At 64.3% G+C, this 16,586-nt stretch carries 10 protein-coding genes; all 10 read right to left on the bottom strand.

Annotation, left to right across the window (positions count from 1 at the left end):
• Window positions 1-14 precede the first annotated feature (14 nt).
• The 10 genes from tuf to rpoB all read right to left on the bottom strand — a co-directional run bounded on the left by tuf (window position 15) and on the right by rpoB (window position 16,399).
• The gene (gene tuf / locus NUW50_RS19760) at window positions 15-1,190 is read right to left on the bottom strand and encodes an elongation factor Tu (RefSeq protein ID WP_258290886.1); all 1,176 of its coding nucleotides are present in this window, start codon (window positions 1,188-1,190) and stop codon (window positions 15-17) included.
• A gap of 74 nt (window positions 1,191-1,264) precedes the next feature.
• Window positions 1,265-3,382, bottom strand: a complete 2,118-nt coding sequence (gene fusA / locus NUW50_RS19755; protein ID WP_258290904.1) for an elongation factor G — start codon at window positions 3,380-3,382, stop codon at window positions 1,265-1,267.
• Between the two features lie 12 nt (window positions 3,383-3,394).
• A complete protein-coding gene (rpsG, locus tag NUW50_RS19750) occupies window positions 3,395-3,865 on the bottom strand; it encodes a 30S ribosomal protein S7 (protein ID WP_258290903.1) in 471 nt (156 codons plus the stop codon).
• An 11-nt stretch (window positions 3,866-3,876) separates the two neighbouring features.
• Window positions 3,877-4,248 carry a 30S ribosomal protein S12 gene (gene rpsL / locus NUW50_RS19745; protein WP_258290902.1) on the bottom strand — a complete coding sequence of 124 codons (372 nt, stop codon included), beginning with the start codon at window positions 4,246-4,248 and terminating at the stop codon, window positions 3,877-3,879.
• A 267-nt stretch (window positions 4,249-4,515) separates the two neighbouring features.
• Window positions 4,516-5,442 (bottom strand): DMT family transporter, encoded by a 927-nt coding sequence (locus NUW50_RS19740; RefSeq protein ID WP_258290901.1) that lies wholly within the window; start codon window positions 5,440-5,442, stop codon window positions 4,516-4,518.
• The gene (locus NUW50_RS19735) at window positions 5,439-6,251 is read right to left on the bottom strand and encodes a putative rhamnosyl transferase (protein ID WP_258290900.1); all 813 of its coding nucleotides are present in this window, start codon (window positions 6,249-6,251) and stop codon (window positions 5,439-5,441) included. The genes NUW50_RS19740 and NUW50_RS19735 overlap by 4 nt, the downstream gene beginning before the upstream one ends.
• Window positions 6,252-6,286: 35 nt before the next feature.
• Window positions 6,287-7,150, bottom strand: a complete 864-nt coding sequence (locus tag NUW50_RS19730) for a putative rhamnosyl transferase (RefSeq protein WP_258290898.1) — start codon at window positions 7,148-7,150, stop codon at window positions 6,287-6,289.
• Window positions 7,151-7,248: 98 nt separating this feature from the next.
• Window positions 7,249-7,680 carry a MarR family winged helix-turn-helix transcriptional regulator gene (locus tag NUW50_RS19725; protein ID WP_258290897.1) on the bottom strand — a complete coding sequence of 144 codons (432 nt, stop codon included), beginning with the start codon at window positions 7,678-7,680 and terminating at the stop codon, window positions 7,249-7,251.
• 260 nt (window positions 7,681-7,940) lie between these two features.
• Window positions 7,941-12,194, bottom strand: coding sequence for a DNA-directed RNA polymerase subunit beta' (gene rpoC, locus NUW50_RS19720; RefSeq protein ID WP_258290896.1), 4,254 nt, complete (start codon window positions 12,192-12,194; stop codon window positions 7,941-7,943).
• Window positions 12,195-12,262: 68 nt separating this feature from the next.
• On the bottom strand, window positions 12,263-16,399 hold the full coding sequence (gene rpoB, locus NUW50_RS19715) for a DNA-directed RNA polymerase subunit beta (protein WP_258290895.1): 4,137 nt from the start codon (window positions 16,397-16,399) through the stop codon (window positions 12,263-12,265).
• Window positions 16,400-16,586: the final 187 nt, after the last annotated feature.

Below are 16,586 nucleotides of genomic sequence, written 5' to 3'. Positions count from 1 at the left end.
ACGTCGAACCGGTCTTACTTGATGATCTTCGAGACGACGCCCGAGCCGACGGTGCGGCCGCCTTCGCGGATCGCGAAGCGGAGTTTTTCCTCCATCGCGATCGGTGCGATCAGCTCGACCACGAACTTCAGGTTGTCGCCCGGCATCACCATCTCGGTGCCTTCCGGAAGCTGGACCGTCCCGGTCACGTCGGTGGTCCGGAAGTAGAACTGCGGCCGGTAGTTGGCGAAGAACGGCGTGTGCCGGCCGCCTTCATCCTTGGTCAGGATGTAGACCTCGGCCTCGAACTCGGTATGCGGCGTCACCGAACCCGGCTTGCACAGCACCTGGCCCCGCTCGACACCGTCGCGCTCGATCCCGCGCAGCAGCAGACCAACGTTGTCGCCCGCCTCGCCCTGGTCCAGCAGCTTGCGGAACATCTCGACGCCGGTGCAGACCGTCTTCTTGTTGGCGTTCAGCCCGACGATCTCCATCTCTTCGCCGACCTTGATCACGCCGCGCTCGATCCGGCCGGTGGCAACCGTGCCGCGGCCCGAGATCGAGAACACGTCCTCGACCGGCATCAGGAAGGGCTGGTCCACCGGACGCGCCGGGGTCGGGATGTAGGAATCCACCGCTTCCATCAGCGCACGGATCGAATCCTCGCCGATCTCCTTGTCGCGGCCTTCCAGCGCCGCCAGCGCCGAACCCTTGATGATCGGAATGTCGTCACCGGGGTAGTCGTAGGACGACAGAAGCTCGCGCACTTCCATCTCGACCAGTTCCAGAAGCTCCTCGTCATCCACCTGATCGACCTTGTTCAGGTAGACCACGATATGCGGGATGCCGACCTGGCGGCCCAGCAGGATATGCTCGCGGGTCTGCGGCATCGGGCCGTCCGCCGCGTTCACCACCAGGATCGCGCCGTCCATCTGCGCCGCACCGGTGATCATGTTCTTCACATAGTCGGCGTGGCCGGGGCAGTCGACATGCGCGTAGTGCCGCGTCTCGGTCTCGTATTCCACATGCGCCGTCGAGATCGTGATCCCGCGCGCCTTCTCCTCCGGCGCCGCGTCGATCATGTCATAGGACTGAAAGTCACCGTAGTACTTGGTGATCGCGGCGGTCAGAGTCGTCTTGCCGTGGTCAACGTGACCGATCGTGCCGATGTTCACATGCGGCTTGTTGCGTTCGAACTTTGCCTTGGCCATTTGTCTTCTCCTGTCAGCGGTGGTGCGCCGTGGCGCACCCTACGGGGTGTAGGGTGGGCGGATCGCCCACCACGTCATGCGTATTTCTTCTGGATTTCGTCCGAGATGTTCTGCGGAACCGGCTCGTAGTGGTCGAACTGCATGGTGAACACCGCACGGCCCGAGGACATCGAGCGCAGGGTGTTGATGTAGCCGAACATGTTGGCCAGCGGCACGAAGCAGTCGATGACGATCGCGTTGCCGCGGGTGTCCTGCCCCTGAACCATGCCGCGACGGCTGGTCAGATCGCCGATGATGCCGCCGGTATATTCCTCCGGGGTCACCACCTCGACCTTCATGATCGGCTCCAGCAGCTTGGCGCCGGCCTTCTTCAGGCCCTCGCGCATCGCGGCACGGGTGGCGATCTCGAAGGCCAGGACGCTCGAGTCCACGTCGTGGAAGGCACCGTCGACCAGGGTCACCTTGAAGTCGATGACCGGGAAGCCCGCCAGCGGACCCGAATCCATCACCGACTTGATGCCCTTCTCGACACCCGGGATGTATTCCTTCGGCACCGCACCACCGACGATCTTCGATTCGAACGAATAGCCTTCGCCCGGCTCGGTCGGCGCGATCTCCAGCTTGACGCGGGCGAACTGGCCCGTGCCGCCGGTCTGCTTCTTGTGGGTGTAGTCGATCTCGGCCTCGCGGCTGATCGTCTCGCGATAGGCCACCTGCGGCGCACCGATGTTGGCCTCGACCTTGAACTCGCGCTTCATCCGGTCGATCAGGATGTCGAGGTGAAGCTCGCCCATCCCCTTCATGATCGTCTGGCCGCTTTCGAGATCGGTCTCGACCTGGAACGACGGGTCTTCCGCCGCCAGACGCGCCAGCGCGATGCCCATCTTCTCCTGGTCGGCCTTGGTCTTCGGCTCGACGGCGATCTCGATCACCGGCGCGGGGAAGGACATGGTTTCCAGGACCACCGGGTTGGCCGGATCGCAGAGCGTGTCGCCCGTGGTGGTCTCTTTCAGGCCAGCAAGCGCGATGATGTCACCCGAATAGGCTTCGGTGATCTCTTCCTGCTTGTTGGCATGCATCATGACCATCCGGCCGATCCGCTCTTTCCGCCCCTTGGTGGCGTTCAGAAGCTGGTCGCCCTTCTTGACCACGCCGGAATAGATCCGGGTGAAGGTCAGGCTGCCCATGAAGGGGTCGTTCATGATCTTGAAGGCCAGGCCCGAGAACGGCTGCGTGTCATCCGCCGAACGCGGCTGGTTGCGGGTCTCGGTCTCGTCGCCGGGCAGGAAGCCCATGTAGGGCGGCACGTCCAGCGGCGAGGGCAGCAGGTCGATCACGGCGTTCAGCATCGGCTGCACGCCCTTGTTCTTGAACGAGGAGCCGCAGAGGATCGGCACGAACTTCAGCTCCAGGGTGCCCTTGCGCAGCAGGGTGCGCAGGGTCTCCGGGTCGGGCTCGTTGCCTTCCAGGTAGGCTTCCATGGCGTCGTCGTCCATCTCGACGGCAAGCTCGACCATCTTGTTGCGCCATTCGTCGGCATCGGCCTTGAGACTGTCGCGGATGTCCTGCTGGAACCAGGATGCGCCCAGGTCATCGCCCTGCCAGACCCATTCCTTCATGGTCACCAGGTCGACGATGCCTTCCAGCTTGTCTTCCGAACCGATCGGCAGCTGGATCGGGCAGGGAACCGCGCCGGTGCGCGAGGAGATCATGCTGACGCAGTTGTAGAAATCGGCGCCGATCTTGTCCATCTTGTTGACGAAGACGATCCGCGGAACCTTGTAGCGGTCGGCCTGGCGCCAGACGGTTTCGGTCTGCGGCTCGACCCCGGCGTTGCCGTCCAGCAGCACCACGGCGCCGTCCAGAACGGCCAGCGAACGCTCGACCTCGATGGTGAAGTCGACGTGGCCGGGGGTGTCGATGATGTTGAACCGGTGCTTGTCGCCCTGCGGGTTCTTGCCGTCCTCGGTCCGCTCCCAGAAGGTCGTCGTCGCAGCCGAGGTGATGGTGATCCCCCGTTCCTGCTCCTGCTCCATCCAGTCCATCGTCGCGGCGCCGTCATGGACTTCGCCGATCTTGTGCGACTTGCCGGTGTAAAACAGCACGCGCTCGGTCGTCGTGGTTTTACCCGCGTCGATATGCGCGATGATGCCGAAGTTGCGGTAGTGATCGAGAGTGTAATCGCGTGCCATTTTATCCGAACCTTACCAGCGGTAGTGGCTGAACGCTTTGTTCGCGTCGGCCATCTTGTGGGTGTCTTCCCGCTTCTTCACCGCGGTGCCACGTCCCTGGACGGCATCGACCAGTTCACCGGCCAGACGCTCTTCCATGGTGTGTTCGTTGCGGTTCTTCGCGGCGGTGATCAGCCAGCGGATCGCCAGAGCCTCACGGCGCTCGGGACGAACCTCGACCGGGACCTGATAGGTCGCGCCACCAACCCGGCGCGAGCGAACCTCGAGCGACGGCTTGATGTTGTCGAGCGCCTCGTGGAACACTTCCACCGGCTCTTTCTTCAGCTTTTCCTGCACCCGGTCGAACGCGTTGTAGACGATGCGCTCGGCGACGGACTTCTTGCCGTCGATCATCAGGTTGTTCATGAACTTGGTCAGGATGCGGTCGCCGAACTTGGCGTCCGGCAGGACTTCGCGCTTCTCGGCGGCATGACGACGGGACATCTGTTAAATCCTCACTTCGGACGCTTGGCGCCGTATTTCGAACGACGCTGACGACGGTCTTTGACGCCCTGCGTATCGAGCACACCGCGCAGGATGTGATAGCGGACGCCGGGAAGGTCTTTGACCCGGCCGCCGCGGATCAGCACGACCGAGTGCTCTTGCAGGTTGTGCTTTTCGCCCGGAATGTAGCTGATGACCTCGTAGCCATTGGTCAGGCGCACCTTGGCGACCTTCCGCATGGCCGAGTTCGGCTTCTTCGGCGTCGTCGTGTAGACGCGCGTGCAGACTCCACGCTTCTGCGGGCAGGACTCGAGGTGTAGCGACTTCGAGCGTTTGACTTTCGGCTGCCGCGGCTTGCGGATCAGCTGTTGGATCGTTGGCATTCCGGTTCCCCGTACAACGTCTTCATTTCATCAGCATTCACGCGTCCGTGAATGCACAAAAACCGCATGCGTCCCCTTCGTTCGCGGGAACGACGCGGTGGAATTCCAGAGGATCGGGGCACAGGCCCGGATCGTGACCACTTCAGTACTGTTTGGCCCTGCACAAAAAGGCCCCATGACGGGACCCCCGTGACCGGGTGCGCGCCGTATATGGGGAGTCGGATACCTTGTCAACAGCGCCCCGACGCCGGATCGCCCGCGGCGGGCCTATCGGATGCGCAGCGGCACCGGCCCCTCGGGGCGTTTCACGGCGCGCTCGCGATACAGGGTGAACAGCCCCGTCGCCACCACGATTCCGGCGCCCAGCAGGGTCAGCCCGTCGGGCCAGTCGCCAAAGACCACCAGTCCCAGGATCAGCCCGAAGACCAGCCCGGTGTAGCGGAACGGTGTCACCGCCGCCAGGTCTCCGACCCGCATCGCCATGATCGAGAACATGTAGCCCAGAATCACGAACAGCGCCGCGCCCGCCATCAGCGCCGCCGCGGTCAGGTTCAGCGGCACCCATGGCGTCGTCGTCGAGGCGGCCAGGGCAAACAGCGTCGCCCCCAGCGACGAGCTGACCGCCACCGTCATCGACGGCACCTTCGGGTCCAGCTTCCGCGTCACCAGGTCCCGCAGCGTCACCGTCGCCACCGCTGCCAGCGCCAGCAGGGTGAAATGGTTGAACCCGTCCGGCCCCGGCCGCACGATCAGCAGCACCCCCATGAAGCCGACCAGGATCGCCGACCAGCGCCGCCAGCCGACCGGCTCCCGCAGAAACAGCGCCCCGGCCAACGTCACCGTCAGCGGCAGCGCCTGCAGGATCGCCGTGGCATTGGCCAGCGGCAGGTTGAACAGCGCCCCGATATAGAAGATCGCCGACAGGGCCTCGGCAATGCTGCGCACCACGACCCGCCACCTGTCGCCGCGGCTCAGGTCCCAGCGAAGCCCGCCCGTCGCCAGCCCGATCGCCGCCAGCAACACCGTCGTCGCGATGCCCCTCATGCCGATCGCCTGATACAGCGGCAGATGCGCCCCGAGCGCCTTCATGAAGGTGTCGTTCAACAGAAAGGCCAGCATCGACGCCATCATGAACAGCGCGCCGCGCAGGTTGTCGCTGATCCCGCCGCCGGACGCCGCGGTGCCGCTACTCATGCCAGCGCCTTCAGCTCGGCCGGCCGCAGCCCGAAGGACTCGCGCAGGATCCGGTTCACCTGGCCCTGCCCCAACTCGCGCTGGCTGCCCGAGAAATGCGGGTTCGACTTGTTGTCGCGATGCAGGGTCCGCAGATAGACGAAGCTCTCGGCATCCGACCAGCAGTCGAAATACTGCGCCAGCGCCCGGTGGTTGCGGACATAGACGTTGTCCTCGTAACCCGCCGGCGCCACCAGCGCCGCCCCGACGCTCAGCGGAGTCCGCTCGCGGGCATCGAATATCTCGTTCCGGCCCTCGCGGAAGCGCAGGTAGAAGCCGCGGTTGAAGCCCAGTGCCATCGGCCGGTCCGGCGCCTGCACCACCTGCAGCCTCTCGGCCAGGCGCCGCAGCCGGGCGACATGGCCCAGGTCCACCGCGTCGTCGTCATCCAGCCGGAAACTGGTCCGGTGGCTGAAGCCCTCGGCCGGCAGCGACTGGAACGCCGCCTTGATCGCCGGATAATGCAGCATCGGCGGCATCGCCACCACCCGCGCCCAGGGATGCGGCGCCAGCAGGCTGTCCAGCCGCTCGCGCCAGCGCGTGGGCAGGGTCTCGGCGGTCAGGAAGAGCACGGTGAAATCCGGGTCGCTCTGCCGCGCCAGCGCCGGCAGGCACAACGCCTCGAACATCGCGAAACGCCTTGCCAGCCGCGCCTCGTCGAAGAGGAATTCCTGCATCGCCTCGACGGAATCGAAGCCGGGATAGAAGTCCCCCGTGGTGACCAGAGAGAACCGGACCAGCCCGACGATCTGATTGCAAAACCCGTCCATTCAGCCCGATCCCGACCAAGCGCATCCCGGCTGACCTACGTCCGCGCCGCCGCGATGTCCAGCAAGCGCCGGGCCAGCGCCTCCAGATCGACATGGAAGCGTTTGCGCAGCACGGTCTCGAACCGCTCCTCGGACAGCGGATACCGGTCCCGTCCCCGGCCGATCGGGCTGTCGTTGCCGCCATGCGCGCCACGCAGGAACATGATCTCGTCGCTCTGCGACACCACGGGCATGTAGTACCACATCCTGTCGTGCCGCGTGTCGAGGATGAAGCGGTCGTCCGCGGGCCGGTTCACGAAGACCAGCCCCGCGGTCCAGAGATGCGCGAAGCGCGGCTCGTAGGACATCAGCTCGCCGTCCCAACGCAGCACCAGGCCGCGGACATAGTCCAGCGCGAAGTTCCTCTTGTGGTCCAGTATCCCCAGGACCGCCGCCAGGTCGCGCCGGGTCCGGGCGACGAAACTGCCGGCCACCGCGTCGTCATCGTCCAGCCGGAACTGCGCCAGCACCGTCGCCTCGGGATGGACATGGCGGCGCATCGCCTCGGCGCAGATCTCGCGGTGCGGGCCCGGTGGCGCATATTCGACGACGATCTGCGGAACATCCGCGACCAGCGCCAGAACCCGGCCGCGCCAGGGCTCGGGCAGGTCCTCGCCCAGCAGCAGCACAAGGGTGAAATCCGGGTCGGTCTGGGCCCGCAGCCCCGGCAGGCAGACATGCTCGAACCAGGCCAGCCGCCGATCCAGCCGCGCCGGGTCATACAGCATCGCGCGCCGCGCCTCGATCGTCCCGTGCTCGGTCTGGAACCCGCCGATGCCGGGGACCGAGAACCTGCACAGGCCGATGATCTGCAGCACCTCTTCGCGGCCCTCGGGATGGTCGGCTGGCATCTCGGTCATGGGCGAAGGTTATGGCAGGCCGGCGGAAAAGGGCAATGACCGACCGGCCGGGCACAACCGGGAGCAACAGGCGGACAAGGGCGGCAGGGGCGATCCTTTCAGCCGGTCTCCCCGGATGCTTCGGGCGCCCGGCCGCCCAGGCTGTCGCGCAGCTCCCGGGTCAGCTCGGCCAGGGTGGCGGCCTTTTCCGGGCCGATCTTCTCTTCGATCATCTTGTCGATGCTGTCCCAGGCGGCGTGGATCTCGTCCAGCAGGCCCTTGCCGCGCGGGCTCAGGCGCAGGACGTTGCGCCGCGCTTCGGCGGGATCGGTCTGCCGCGAGACAAGCCCCGCCGCGATCAGCCGCGCGGTCATCGTGCTCATGCTGGCCGCCGTGATGTCGAACAGTTGCGCAAGCTCGACCTGCGACGCCGATCCCATCTTCGCCAGCGCATCCAGGACCCGCGCCTGCCGGGGGCCGAGGTCGATGTCCGACAGTCGCCGCCGCAGGGAATCCTCGACCAGATCGGCCGCATGAAGAAGGAAGTGCATGTGGAAATCGTCGCCGGCCATGCAATAGTTAGTAGGTTAACCGATTGTGTGGAGCAAGCCCCGAATCCGACGACCGATCGCGCAGGGCAAGGCGCGGCGCGTCGGCGGCCGCGGATTGGGGAATTGTTAACCATGATAGGCGTCCCCACGGGTTTTCCCGTTGTTTCAATGACTTGACCCCCCGTCCCCATGGGGACAGGCCCGAAAACGGAAAAAGGCCCCGCTTTCGCGGGGCCTCCTGTCTGCCATTCCGGCTGCGATCAGTCGCGGCTTTCGGGGGTCTCGACCAGGGTCGAGTCGAACTCGTCCCCGCCGACCACATCCTCGGTCGGGGCAGCCAGCCGCGCCGCGGCCTCTGCCTCGGCCCGCGCCGCATCGATCACCTTCTGGTCGCGCTCCTGGGCGATCTTGCGAATCTTCATCGACGCACCGCCGGTCCCCGCCGGGATCAGCCGCCCGACGATGACGTTCTCTTTCAGCCCGACCAGCTTGTCGCGCTTGCCCATCACCGAAGCCTCGGTGAGAACCCGCGTGGTCTCCTGGAACGAAGCCGCCGAGATGAACGACCGGGTCTGCAGGCTCGCCTTGGTGATCCCGAGCAGAACCGGTTCGCCGGTGGCGGGACGTCCGCCCTTGGCAATGGTCTTCTCGTTCTCTTCGGCGAACTCGGCCTTGTCGAAGTTCTCGCCCTTGAGCATCGTCGTATCGCCGGAGTCGAGGATCTCGATCTTCTGCAGCATCTGCCGCACGATCACCTCGATGTGCTTGTCGTTGATCTTCACGCCCTGCAGGCGATAGACGTCCTGCACTTCGTCGATCAGGTAGTCGGCCAGCGCCTCGATCCCCAGGATCCGCAGGATGTCATGCGGCGCCGGATTGCCGTCCATGATGTAATCGCCCTTGGTGACATAGTCGCCTTCCTGAACCGGAATGTGCTTGCCCTTGGGCACCATGTACTCGACGGGCTGGAAGCTGTCGTCCTCCGGCTCGATCGTGATACGGCGCTTGTTCTTGTAGTCGCGGCCAAAGCGCACATAGCCGTTGATCTCGGCAATGATCGCGTGGTCCTTCGGACGCCGCGCCTCGAACAGTTCCGCCACCCGCGGCAGACCACCGGTGATGTCCTTGGTCTTGGCGCCTTCGCGCGGGATACGCGCAACGACGTCGCCGGCCTTGACCTCCTGGCCATCCTCGACCGACAGGATCGCATCGACCGACATGGCATAGGTGATCGGGTTGCCGTCGTCCTTGCGGACCGGCTCACCGGTTTCCTTGTCCATGATGATGATCTCGGGCTTCAGGTCGTTGCCGCGCGGCGCCGAGCGCCAGTCGGTCACGATCTTCTGGGTCATGCCCGTCGCCTCGTCGGTGTCCTCGCGCACGGCAATGCCGGCGATCAGATCGACGAACTTGGCGACGCCGGCCTTGTCGGCGATGATCGGCAGGGTGTAGGGGTCCCATTCGAACAGCTTGTCGCCGCGCTTGACCTTCTGGCCTTCCTTCACATGGATCTTGGTGCCGTAGCCGACCTTGTGCGCGGCGCGCTCTTGGCCGTTCTCGTCCATCACCACGACCTGCATGTTCCGGCCCATGACGACCAGTTCGCCGGCCGCGTTCTCCAGCAGGTTGGCGTTGCGGAATTCGATCACGCCTTCCTGGTTGGTTTCGAGGAACGACTGCTGGCCACCCTGGGCAACACCGCCGATGTGGAAGGTCCGCATCGTCAGCTGGGTGCCCGGTTCGCCGATCGACTGCGCGGCGATGATGCCCACCGCCTCGCCTTCGTTGACCATCGTGCCACGGGCCAGGTCGCGGCCGTAGCACATCGCGCAAACGCCTTCCTCGGCCTCGCAGGTCAGCGCCGAGCGGATCCGCACCGAGGTCACGCCGGCGCTGTCGATCAGGTCGGCCTTGCGTTCGTCGATCAACTCGCCGCGGCTGACCAGCACCTCGTCGGTGCCGGGCCGCAGCACGTCATCCGCAGAGGTCCGGCCCAAAACCCGCTCGGCCAGCGAGGACACGACCTCGCCGTCGTTGACCGCCGCTTCCGCGGTGATCGCGCGTTCGGTGCCGCAGTCATGCATGCGCACGATGCAGTCCTGCGCGACATCGACCAGGCGCCGGGTCAGGTAACCCGAGTTCGCGGTCTTCAGCGCGGTGTCCGACAGGCCCTTCCGGGCACCGTGGGTCGAGTTGAAGTATTCAAGAACGGTCAGGCCTTCCTTGAAGTTCGAGATGATCGGGGTCTCGATGATCTCGCCGGACGGCTTGGCCATCAGGCCGCGCATCCCGCCGAGCTGCTTCATCTGGGTGACCGAGCCACGGGCGCCGGAATGGGCCATCATGTAGACCGAGTTCGGCTCACCCTCGGCGCCTTCGGCGTCGGTGGGCTTGGCCGAGATGGTCTTCATCATCGCATCCGTCACCTTGTCGTTACACTTCGACCAGGCATCCACGACCTTGTTGTACTTCTCGCCCTGGGTGATCAGGCCGTCCATGTACTGCTGTTCGAAATCCTTGACCTGCTCACGGGTCTCGTCGACCAGCTGCCACTTGTTCTCGGGGATCACCATGTCGTCCTTGCCGAAGGAAATCCCGGCCTTGAACGCCTCGCGGAAACCCATGGTCATGATCTGGTCGCAGAAGATCACGCTCTCCTTCTGACCGCAGTAGCGATAGACGGTGTCGATGACCTGCTGCACTTCGCGCTTGCGCAGCAGACGGTTGACCAGATCGAAGGGCGCCTTCGCGTTCAGCGGCAGCAGCGCGCCCAGGCGCAGACGGCCCGGCGTGGTGTCGTAACGCTTCCAGATCTCGTTGCCTTCGTCGTCGATCTGCTTGACCCGCGCCTTGATCCGGCTGTGCAGATGCACCTCGCCGGCGTTCAGCGCATGCTCGACCTCGTCGACCGAGGTAAAGACACTGCCTTCACCGATCAGGCCCTTGCGATCCATCGAGGTGTAGTAGAGCCCCAGGATCATGTCCTGCGACGGCACGATGATCGGCGCGCCGTTGGCCGGCGACAGCACGTTGTTCGTGGACATCATCAGCACACGGGCTTCCAGCTGGGCTTCGAGGCTCAGCGGGACGTGGACGGCCATCTGGTCGCCATCGAAGTCGGCGTTGAAGGCCGAGCAGACCAGCGGGTGCAGCTGGATCGCCTTGCCTTCGATCAGGATCGGCTCGAACGCCTGGATGCCCAGACGGTGCAGCGTCGGCGCCCGGTTCAGCATCACCGGATGTTCGCGGATCACCTCGTCCAGGATGTCCCAGACCTCGGGTCGTTCCTTCTCGACCAGTTTCTTCGCCTGCTTGACCGTGGACGACAGCCCCTTCGCTTCGAGCCGCGAATAGATGAACGGCTTGAACAGTTCGAGCGCCATCTTCTTCGGCAACCCGCACTGGTGCAGCTTCAGTTCCGGCCCGGTCACGATGACCGAACGGCCCGAGAAATCGACCCGCTTGCCGAGCAGGTTCTGACGGAACCGGCCCTGCTTGCCCTTGAGCATGTCCGAGAGCGATTTCAGCGGCCGCTTGTTGGCGCCGGTGATGACCCGGCCGCGACGGCCGTTGTCGAACAGCGCATCGACCGATTCCTGCAGCATCCGCTTTTCGTTGCGGACGATGATGTCCGGCGCACGCAGCTCGATCAGCCGCTTCAGGCGGTTGTTCCGGTTGATGACGCGACGGTAGAGGTCGTTCAGGTCCGAGGTCGCGAAGCGGCCGCCGTCCAGCGGCACCAGCGGGCGCAGTTCCGGCGGGATCACCGGCACCACGGTCAGCACCATCCATTCGGGACGGTTGCCCGACTCGATGAAGTTCTCGACGATCTTCAGACGCTTGATGATCTTCTTCGGCTTCAGTTCGCCGGTGGCTTCCTTGAGGTCGTGCCGCAGCTGTTCGGCCGTCGCTTCAAGGTCGATCGCCGCCAGCATCTCGCGGATCGCCTCGGCGCCGATATTCGCCTGGAAAGCGTCGGCGCCGTACTGGTCCTGGGCGTCGTTGTACATTTCCTCGGTCAGCAGCTGACCGTAGTTCAGATCGGTCAGGCCCGGCTCGATCACGACGTAGTTCTCGAAGTAGAGAATCCGCTCCAGATCGCGCAGGGTCATGTCCAGCATCAGGCCGATCCGGGACGGAAGCGACTTGAGGAACCAGATATGCGCGACAGGGGCCGCCAGTTCGATATGGCCCATGCGTTCGCGACGGACCTTTTGCAGGGTGACTTCCACACCGCATTTCTCGCAGACGACGCCGCGATACTTCATCCGCTTGTATTTGCCGCAGAGGCATTCGTAGTCCTTGATCGGCCCGAAGATGCGGGCGCAGAACAGCCCGTCACGCTCGGGCTTGAAGGTCCGGTAGTTGATCGTCTCGGGCTTCTTGATCTCGCCATAGGACCAGCTCAGGATCCGCTCCGGCGAGGCCAGGGAAATCTTGATCTCGTCAAAGGTCTTGATCGGCGCAACCGGGTTGAACGGGTTGGCGTGGTTGTGGGTGAGTTCCTGGTTCATTTTCAAATCCTTGAATTCGGGGGAGGAATTCGCAGGACGGGTTGCCCCGTCCTACAGGAGAGGGGGGATTATTCCTCTTCCTCCGCATCCAGGAGTTCCATGTTGAGGCCCAGACCGCGGACCTCCTTGACGAGAACGTTGAACGATTCCGGAACCCCGGCCTCGAAGTTGTCCTCGCCCTTGACGATCGACTCGTAGACCTTGGTCCGGCCTGCCACGTCGTCCGATTTCACCGTCAGCATTTCCTGCAGGGTGTAGGCGGCGCCGTAGGCTTCCAGCGCCCAGACCTCCATCTCGCCGAAGCGCTGACCGCCGAACTGCGCCTTGCCGCCCAGCGGCTGCTGGGTGACGAGCGAATACGGCCCCGTCGAACGGGCGTGGATCTTGTCATCGACCAGGTGGTGCAGCTTCAGCAGGTACTTGGCCCCGACGGTGACCTTGCGGGCGAATTTCTCGCCCGTGCGGCCATCGTAGAGATCGGACTGGCCCGAAGTATCGAAGCCGGCACGAATCAGCGCGTCGTTGATGTCGGCCTCCTTGGCACCGTCGAAGACCGGGGTCGCGATCGGAACGCCGTTGGTGACGTTGCTGGCGCATTCCAGAAGGCGCTCTTCGTCCAGGTCCTTGATGTCCTCTTCGTAGACATCCTCGCCATAGGCGATCTTCATCGCGTCGCGGACCGGGGTCATGTCGCCCGAGCGGCGATACTCGGCCAGGGCTTCGCCGACCTGCTGGCCCAGACCGCGCGCGGCCCAGCCCATGTGGGTCTCGAGAATCTGACCGACGTTCATCCGGCTGGGCACGCCCAGCGGGTTCAGAACGAAGTCGACCGGAGTCCCGTCGGCCAGGAACGGCATGTCTTCCATCGGCACGACCTTGGACACGACACCCTTGTTGCCGTGCCGACCGGCCATCTTGTCGCCCGGCTGCAGCTTGCGCTTCACCGCCACGAAGACCTTGACCATCTTCATCACGCCCGGAGGCAGGTCGTCGCCGCGGCGGACCTTCTCGACCTTGTCCTCGAACCGATGCTCGAGCGCGCGCTTCTGGGCTTCGTATTGCTCGTTCAGCGCCTCGACATGCATCGCTTCCTGCTCTTCGGCCAGGGCGAGCTGCCACCATTGGCCACGGCTCAGCGTGCCCAGCAGTTCCTCGTCGATCACGGTGTTCGGCTTGACGCCTTTCGGCCCCTTCACCGCGGTCTTGCCCAGCAGCATCTCCTTGAGACGCGCATAGGTGTTGCGGTCGAGGATCGTCAGCTCGTCGTCCCGGTCACGGGCAAGGCGTTCGACTTCCTCACGCTCGATCTGCAGGGCGCGTTCGTCCTTCTCGACGCCGTGCCGGTTGAAGACCCGCACTTCGACGATGGTGCCGAAATCGCCCGGCGGCAGCCGCAGCGAGGTATCGCGCACATCCGACGCCTTTTCCCCGAAGATGGCGCGCAGAAGCTTTTCTTCCGGCGTCATCGGGCTTTCGCCCTTGGGCGTGATCTTGCCGACCAGAATGTCGCCCGGGCCCACTTCGGCGCCGATATAGACGATCCCGGCCTCGTCGAGGTTGCGCAGGGCTTCCTCGCCGACGTTGGGAATGTCGCGGGTGATCTCTTCCGGGCCCAGCTTGGTGTCGCGGGCGGCAACCTCGAATTCCTCGATATGGATGCTCGTGAACACGTCGTCACGGGTGATCCGCTCGGAAATCAGGATCGAGTCCTCGTAGTTGTAGCCGTTCCACGGCATGAAGGCGACGATGACGTTCTTACCCAGGGCCAGTTCGCCCAGATCGGTCGAGGGACCATCGGCGATGACCTCGTTCTTGGTCACCCTGTCGCCCACCTTCACCAGAGGTCTCTGGTTGATGCAGGTGTTCTGGTTCGAGCGCTGGAACTTGCGCAGGCGGTAGATATCGACGCCGGGATCGCCCGGGTCCAAGTCCTCGGTCGCGCGGACAACGATCCGGGTGGCGTCCACCTGGTCGATGATCCCGGCGCGCCGCGCCATGATCGCGGCACCACTGTCGCGGGCAACGACGCCCTCGATCCCGGTGCCGACGAAGGGGGCCTGGGCCTGCAACAGCGGCACCGCCTGGCGCTGCATGTTCGAGCCCATCAGCGCCCGGTTGGCGTCGTCGTTTTCCAGGAACGGGATCAGCGAGGCCGCGACCGAAACCAGCTGTTTCGGCGAGACGTCGATGAAGCTGATCGATTCCGGCGGGTTGAGCATGAATTCACCGGCCTGACGGGTCGAGACGAAGTCATTCTCGAACCGGCCGTTCTCGTCCAGCTTGGCGTTGGCCTGCGCCACGGTGTGGCGCATTTCCTCGGTTGCCGAGACATATTGCACGTCGTCGGTCACCTGGCCGTCGACGACCTTCCGGTAGGGGGTCTCGATGAAGCCGTACTTGTTCACGCGGGCGTAGGTGGCCAGCGAGTTGATCAGGCCGATGTTCGGCCCTTCCGGCGTTTCGATCGGGCACATCCGGCCATAGTGGGTGATGTGAACGTCACGAACCTCGAAGCCCGCGCGTTCCCGCGTCAGACCGCCCGGCCCGAGCGCCGAGAGGCGGCGCTTGTGCGTCACTTCCGACAGCGGGTTGGTCTGGTCCATGAACTGCGACAGCTGCGAGGAGCCGAAGAATTCGCGCACCGCAGCCGCGGCCGGCTTGGCGTTGATCAGGTCCTGCGGCATCACCGTGTCGATCTCGACCGAGGACATCCGCTCCTTGATCGCGCGCTCCATGCGGAGCAGGCCGACGCGATACTGGTTCTCCATCAGTTCGCCGACCGAACGCACCCGGCGGTTGCCGAGGTGGTCGATGTCGTCGATGTCACCCTTGCCGTCACGCAGATCGACCAAGGCCTTGATGCAGGCGATGATGTCTTCCTTGCGCAGCGTCCGCTGGGTATCGGCCACGTCCAGATCGAGACGCATGTTCATCTTGACCCGGCCGACGGCCGAAAGGTCATAGCGCTCGCTGTCGAAGAACAGGGTGTCGAACAGCTGGCTGGCGGCTTCCACGGTCGGCGGCTCGCCCGGGCGCATGACCCGGTAGATGTCCATCAGCGCGGTGTCACGGTTCAGGTTCTTGTCCATCGCCATGGTGTTGCGGATGTAGGCGCCGACATTGACGTTATCGATGTCGAGCACCGGGATGTCGGTGATCCCGGCATCCAGCAGATCCTTCAGCGTCCCGCCGATGACCTCGCCGTCCTTGTCCAACTCCCAGGTCAGCTCGTCGCCGGCCTCGACATAGATCGCGCCGGTTTCCTCGTCGATGATGTCCTTGGCGACGAACTTGCCGACGATCTGCTCGAAGGGCACCAGAAGTTCGGTGACACTGCCTTCGTCCAGCAGTTTCTTCACCGTGCGCGGCGTCACCTTGTCACCGGCCTTGCTGATGACTTCGCCGGTCTTGGCATCGACCAGATCGAAGGCCGGGCGGGTGCCCCGCACCCGCTCGGGGAAGAACGGGGCGACCCAGCCCTTGTTCTTCTTCAGCTTGTATACGACGGTGTCGTAATAGGCGTCCATGATCGCCTCCTGGTCCAGCCCGAGGGCATAGAGCAGGGTCGTCACCGGCAGTTTGCGGCGACGGTCGATCCGCGCATAGACGATGTCCTTGGCGTCGAATTCGAAGTCGAGCCACGAGCCGCGATAGGGGATGATCCGGCAGGCGAAGAGCAACTTGCCCGAGGAATGGGTCTTGCCCTTGTCATGGTCGAAGAACACCCCGGGCGAGCGGTGCATCTGGCTGACGATCACCCGCTCGGTGCCGTTGACGATGAAGGTGCCGTTCGGCGTCATCAGGGGCATGTCGCCCATGTAGACGTCCTGCTCCTTGATGTCCTTGACCGACTTGGCGCCGGTGTCCTCGTCCACATCGAACACGATCAGACGCAGCGTCACCTTCAGCGGCGCGGCATAGGTCATGTCGCGGGTCTGGCACTCATCGACATCGTATTTCGGTTTCTCCAGTTCGTAGTCCACGAACTCGAGCACTGCGGTCTCGTTGAAATCCTTGATCGGGAAGACCGACTGGAACACGCCCTTGATGCCTTCGCCATCTTGCGGCACGGGCTGATCGCCCGAAGACAGGAACAGGTCGTAGGAGGATTTCTGAACCTCGATCAGGTTCGGCATCTCCAGCACTTCACGAATCTTGCCATAGTTCCGGCGGAGTCGCTTCTGGCCGATGATTTTCGAAGACATGCGCGTTGTCACCTTTCGTTTGCGCTTGGCCACGAGCGTCGGGTCTCGCCTGCGGCCAGCAAACAGGGGGTTCGGAACCATTCTGCAGGGCCCGCCCAAAGGCCCCATCCCGTTCCGGTGAACCTCACCTTGAAAAGTCCCCGCCCCTGCGGGGCCTTTTCAAGACAGGTTCGGCTGGACCCGGCTT

Source organism: Frigidibacter sp. ROC022, from assembly GCF_024723735.1.
Classification (GTDB): domain Bacteria; phylum Pseudomonadota; class Alphaproteobacteria; order Rhodobacterales; family Rhodobacteraceae; genus SLM-1.
The sequence above is the reverse complement of the archived record's forward strand: the minus strand, read 5'-3'. Positions and strand labels throughout refer to the sequence as shown.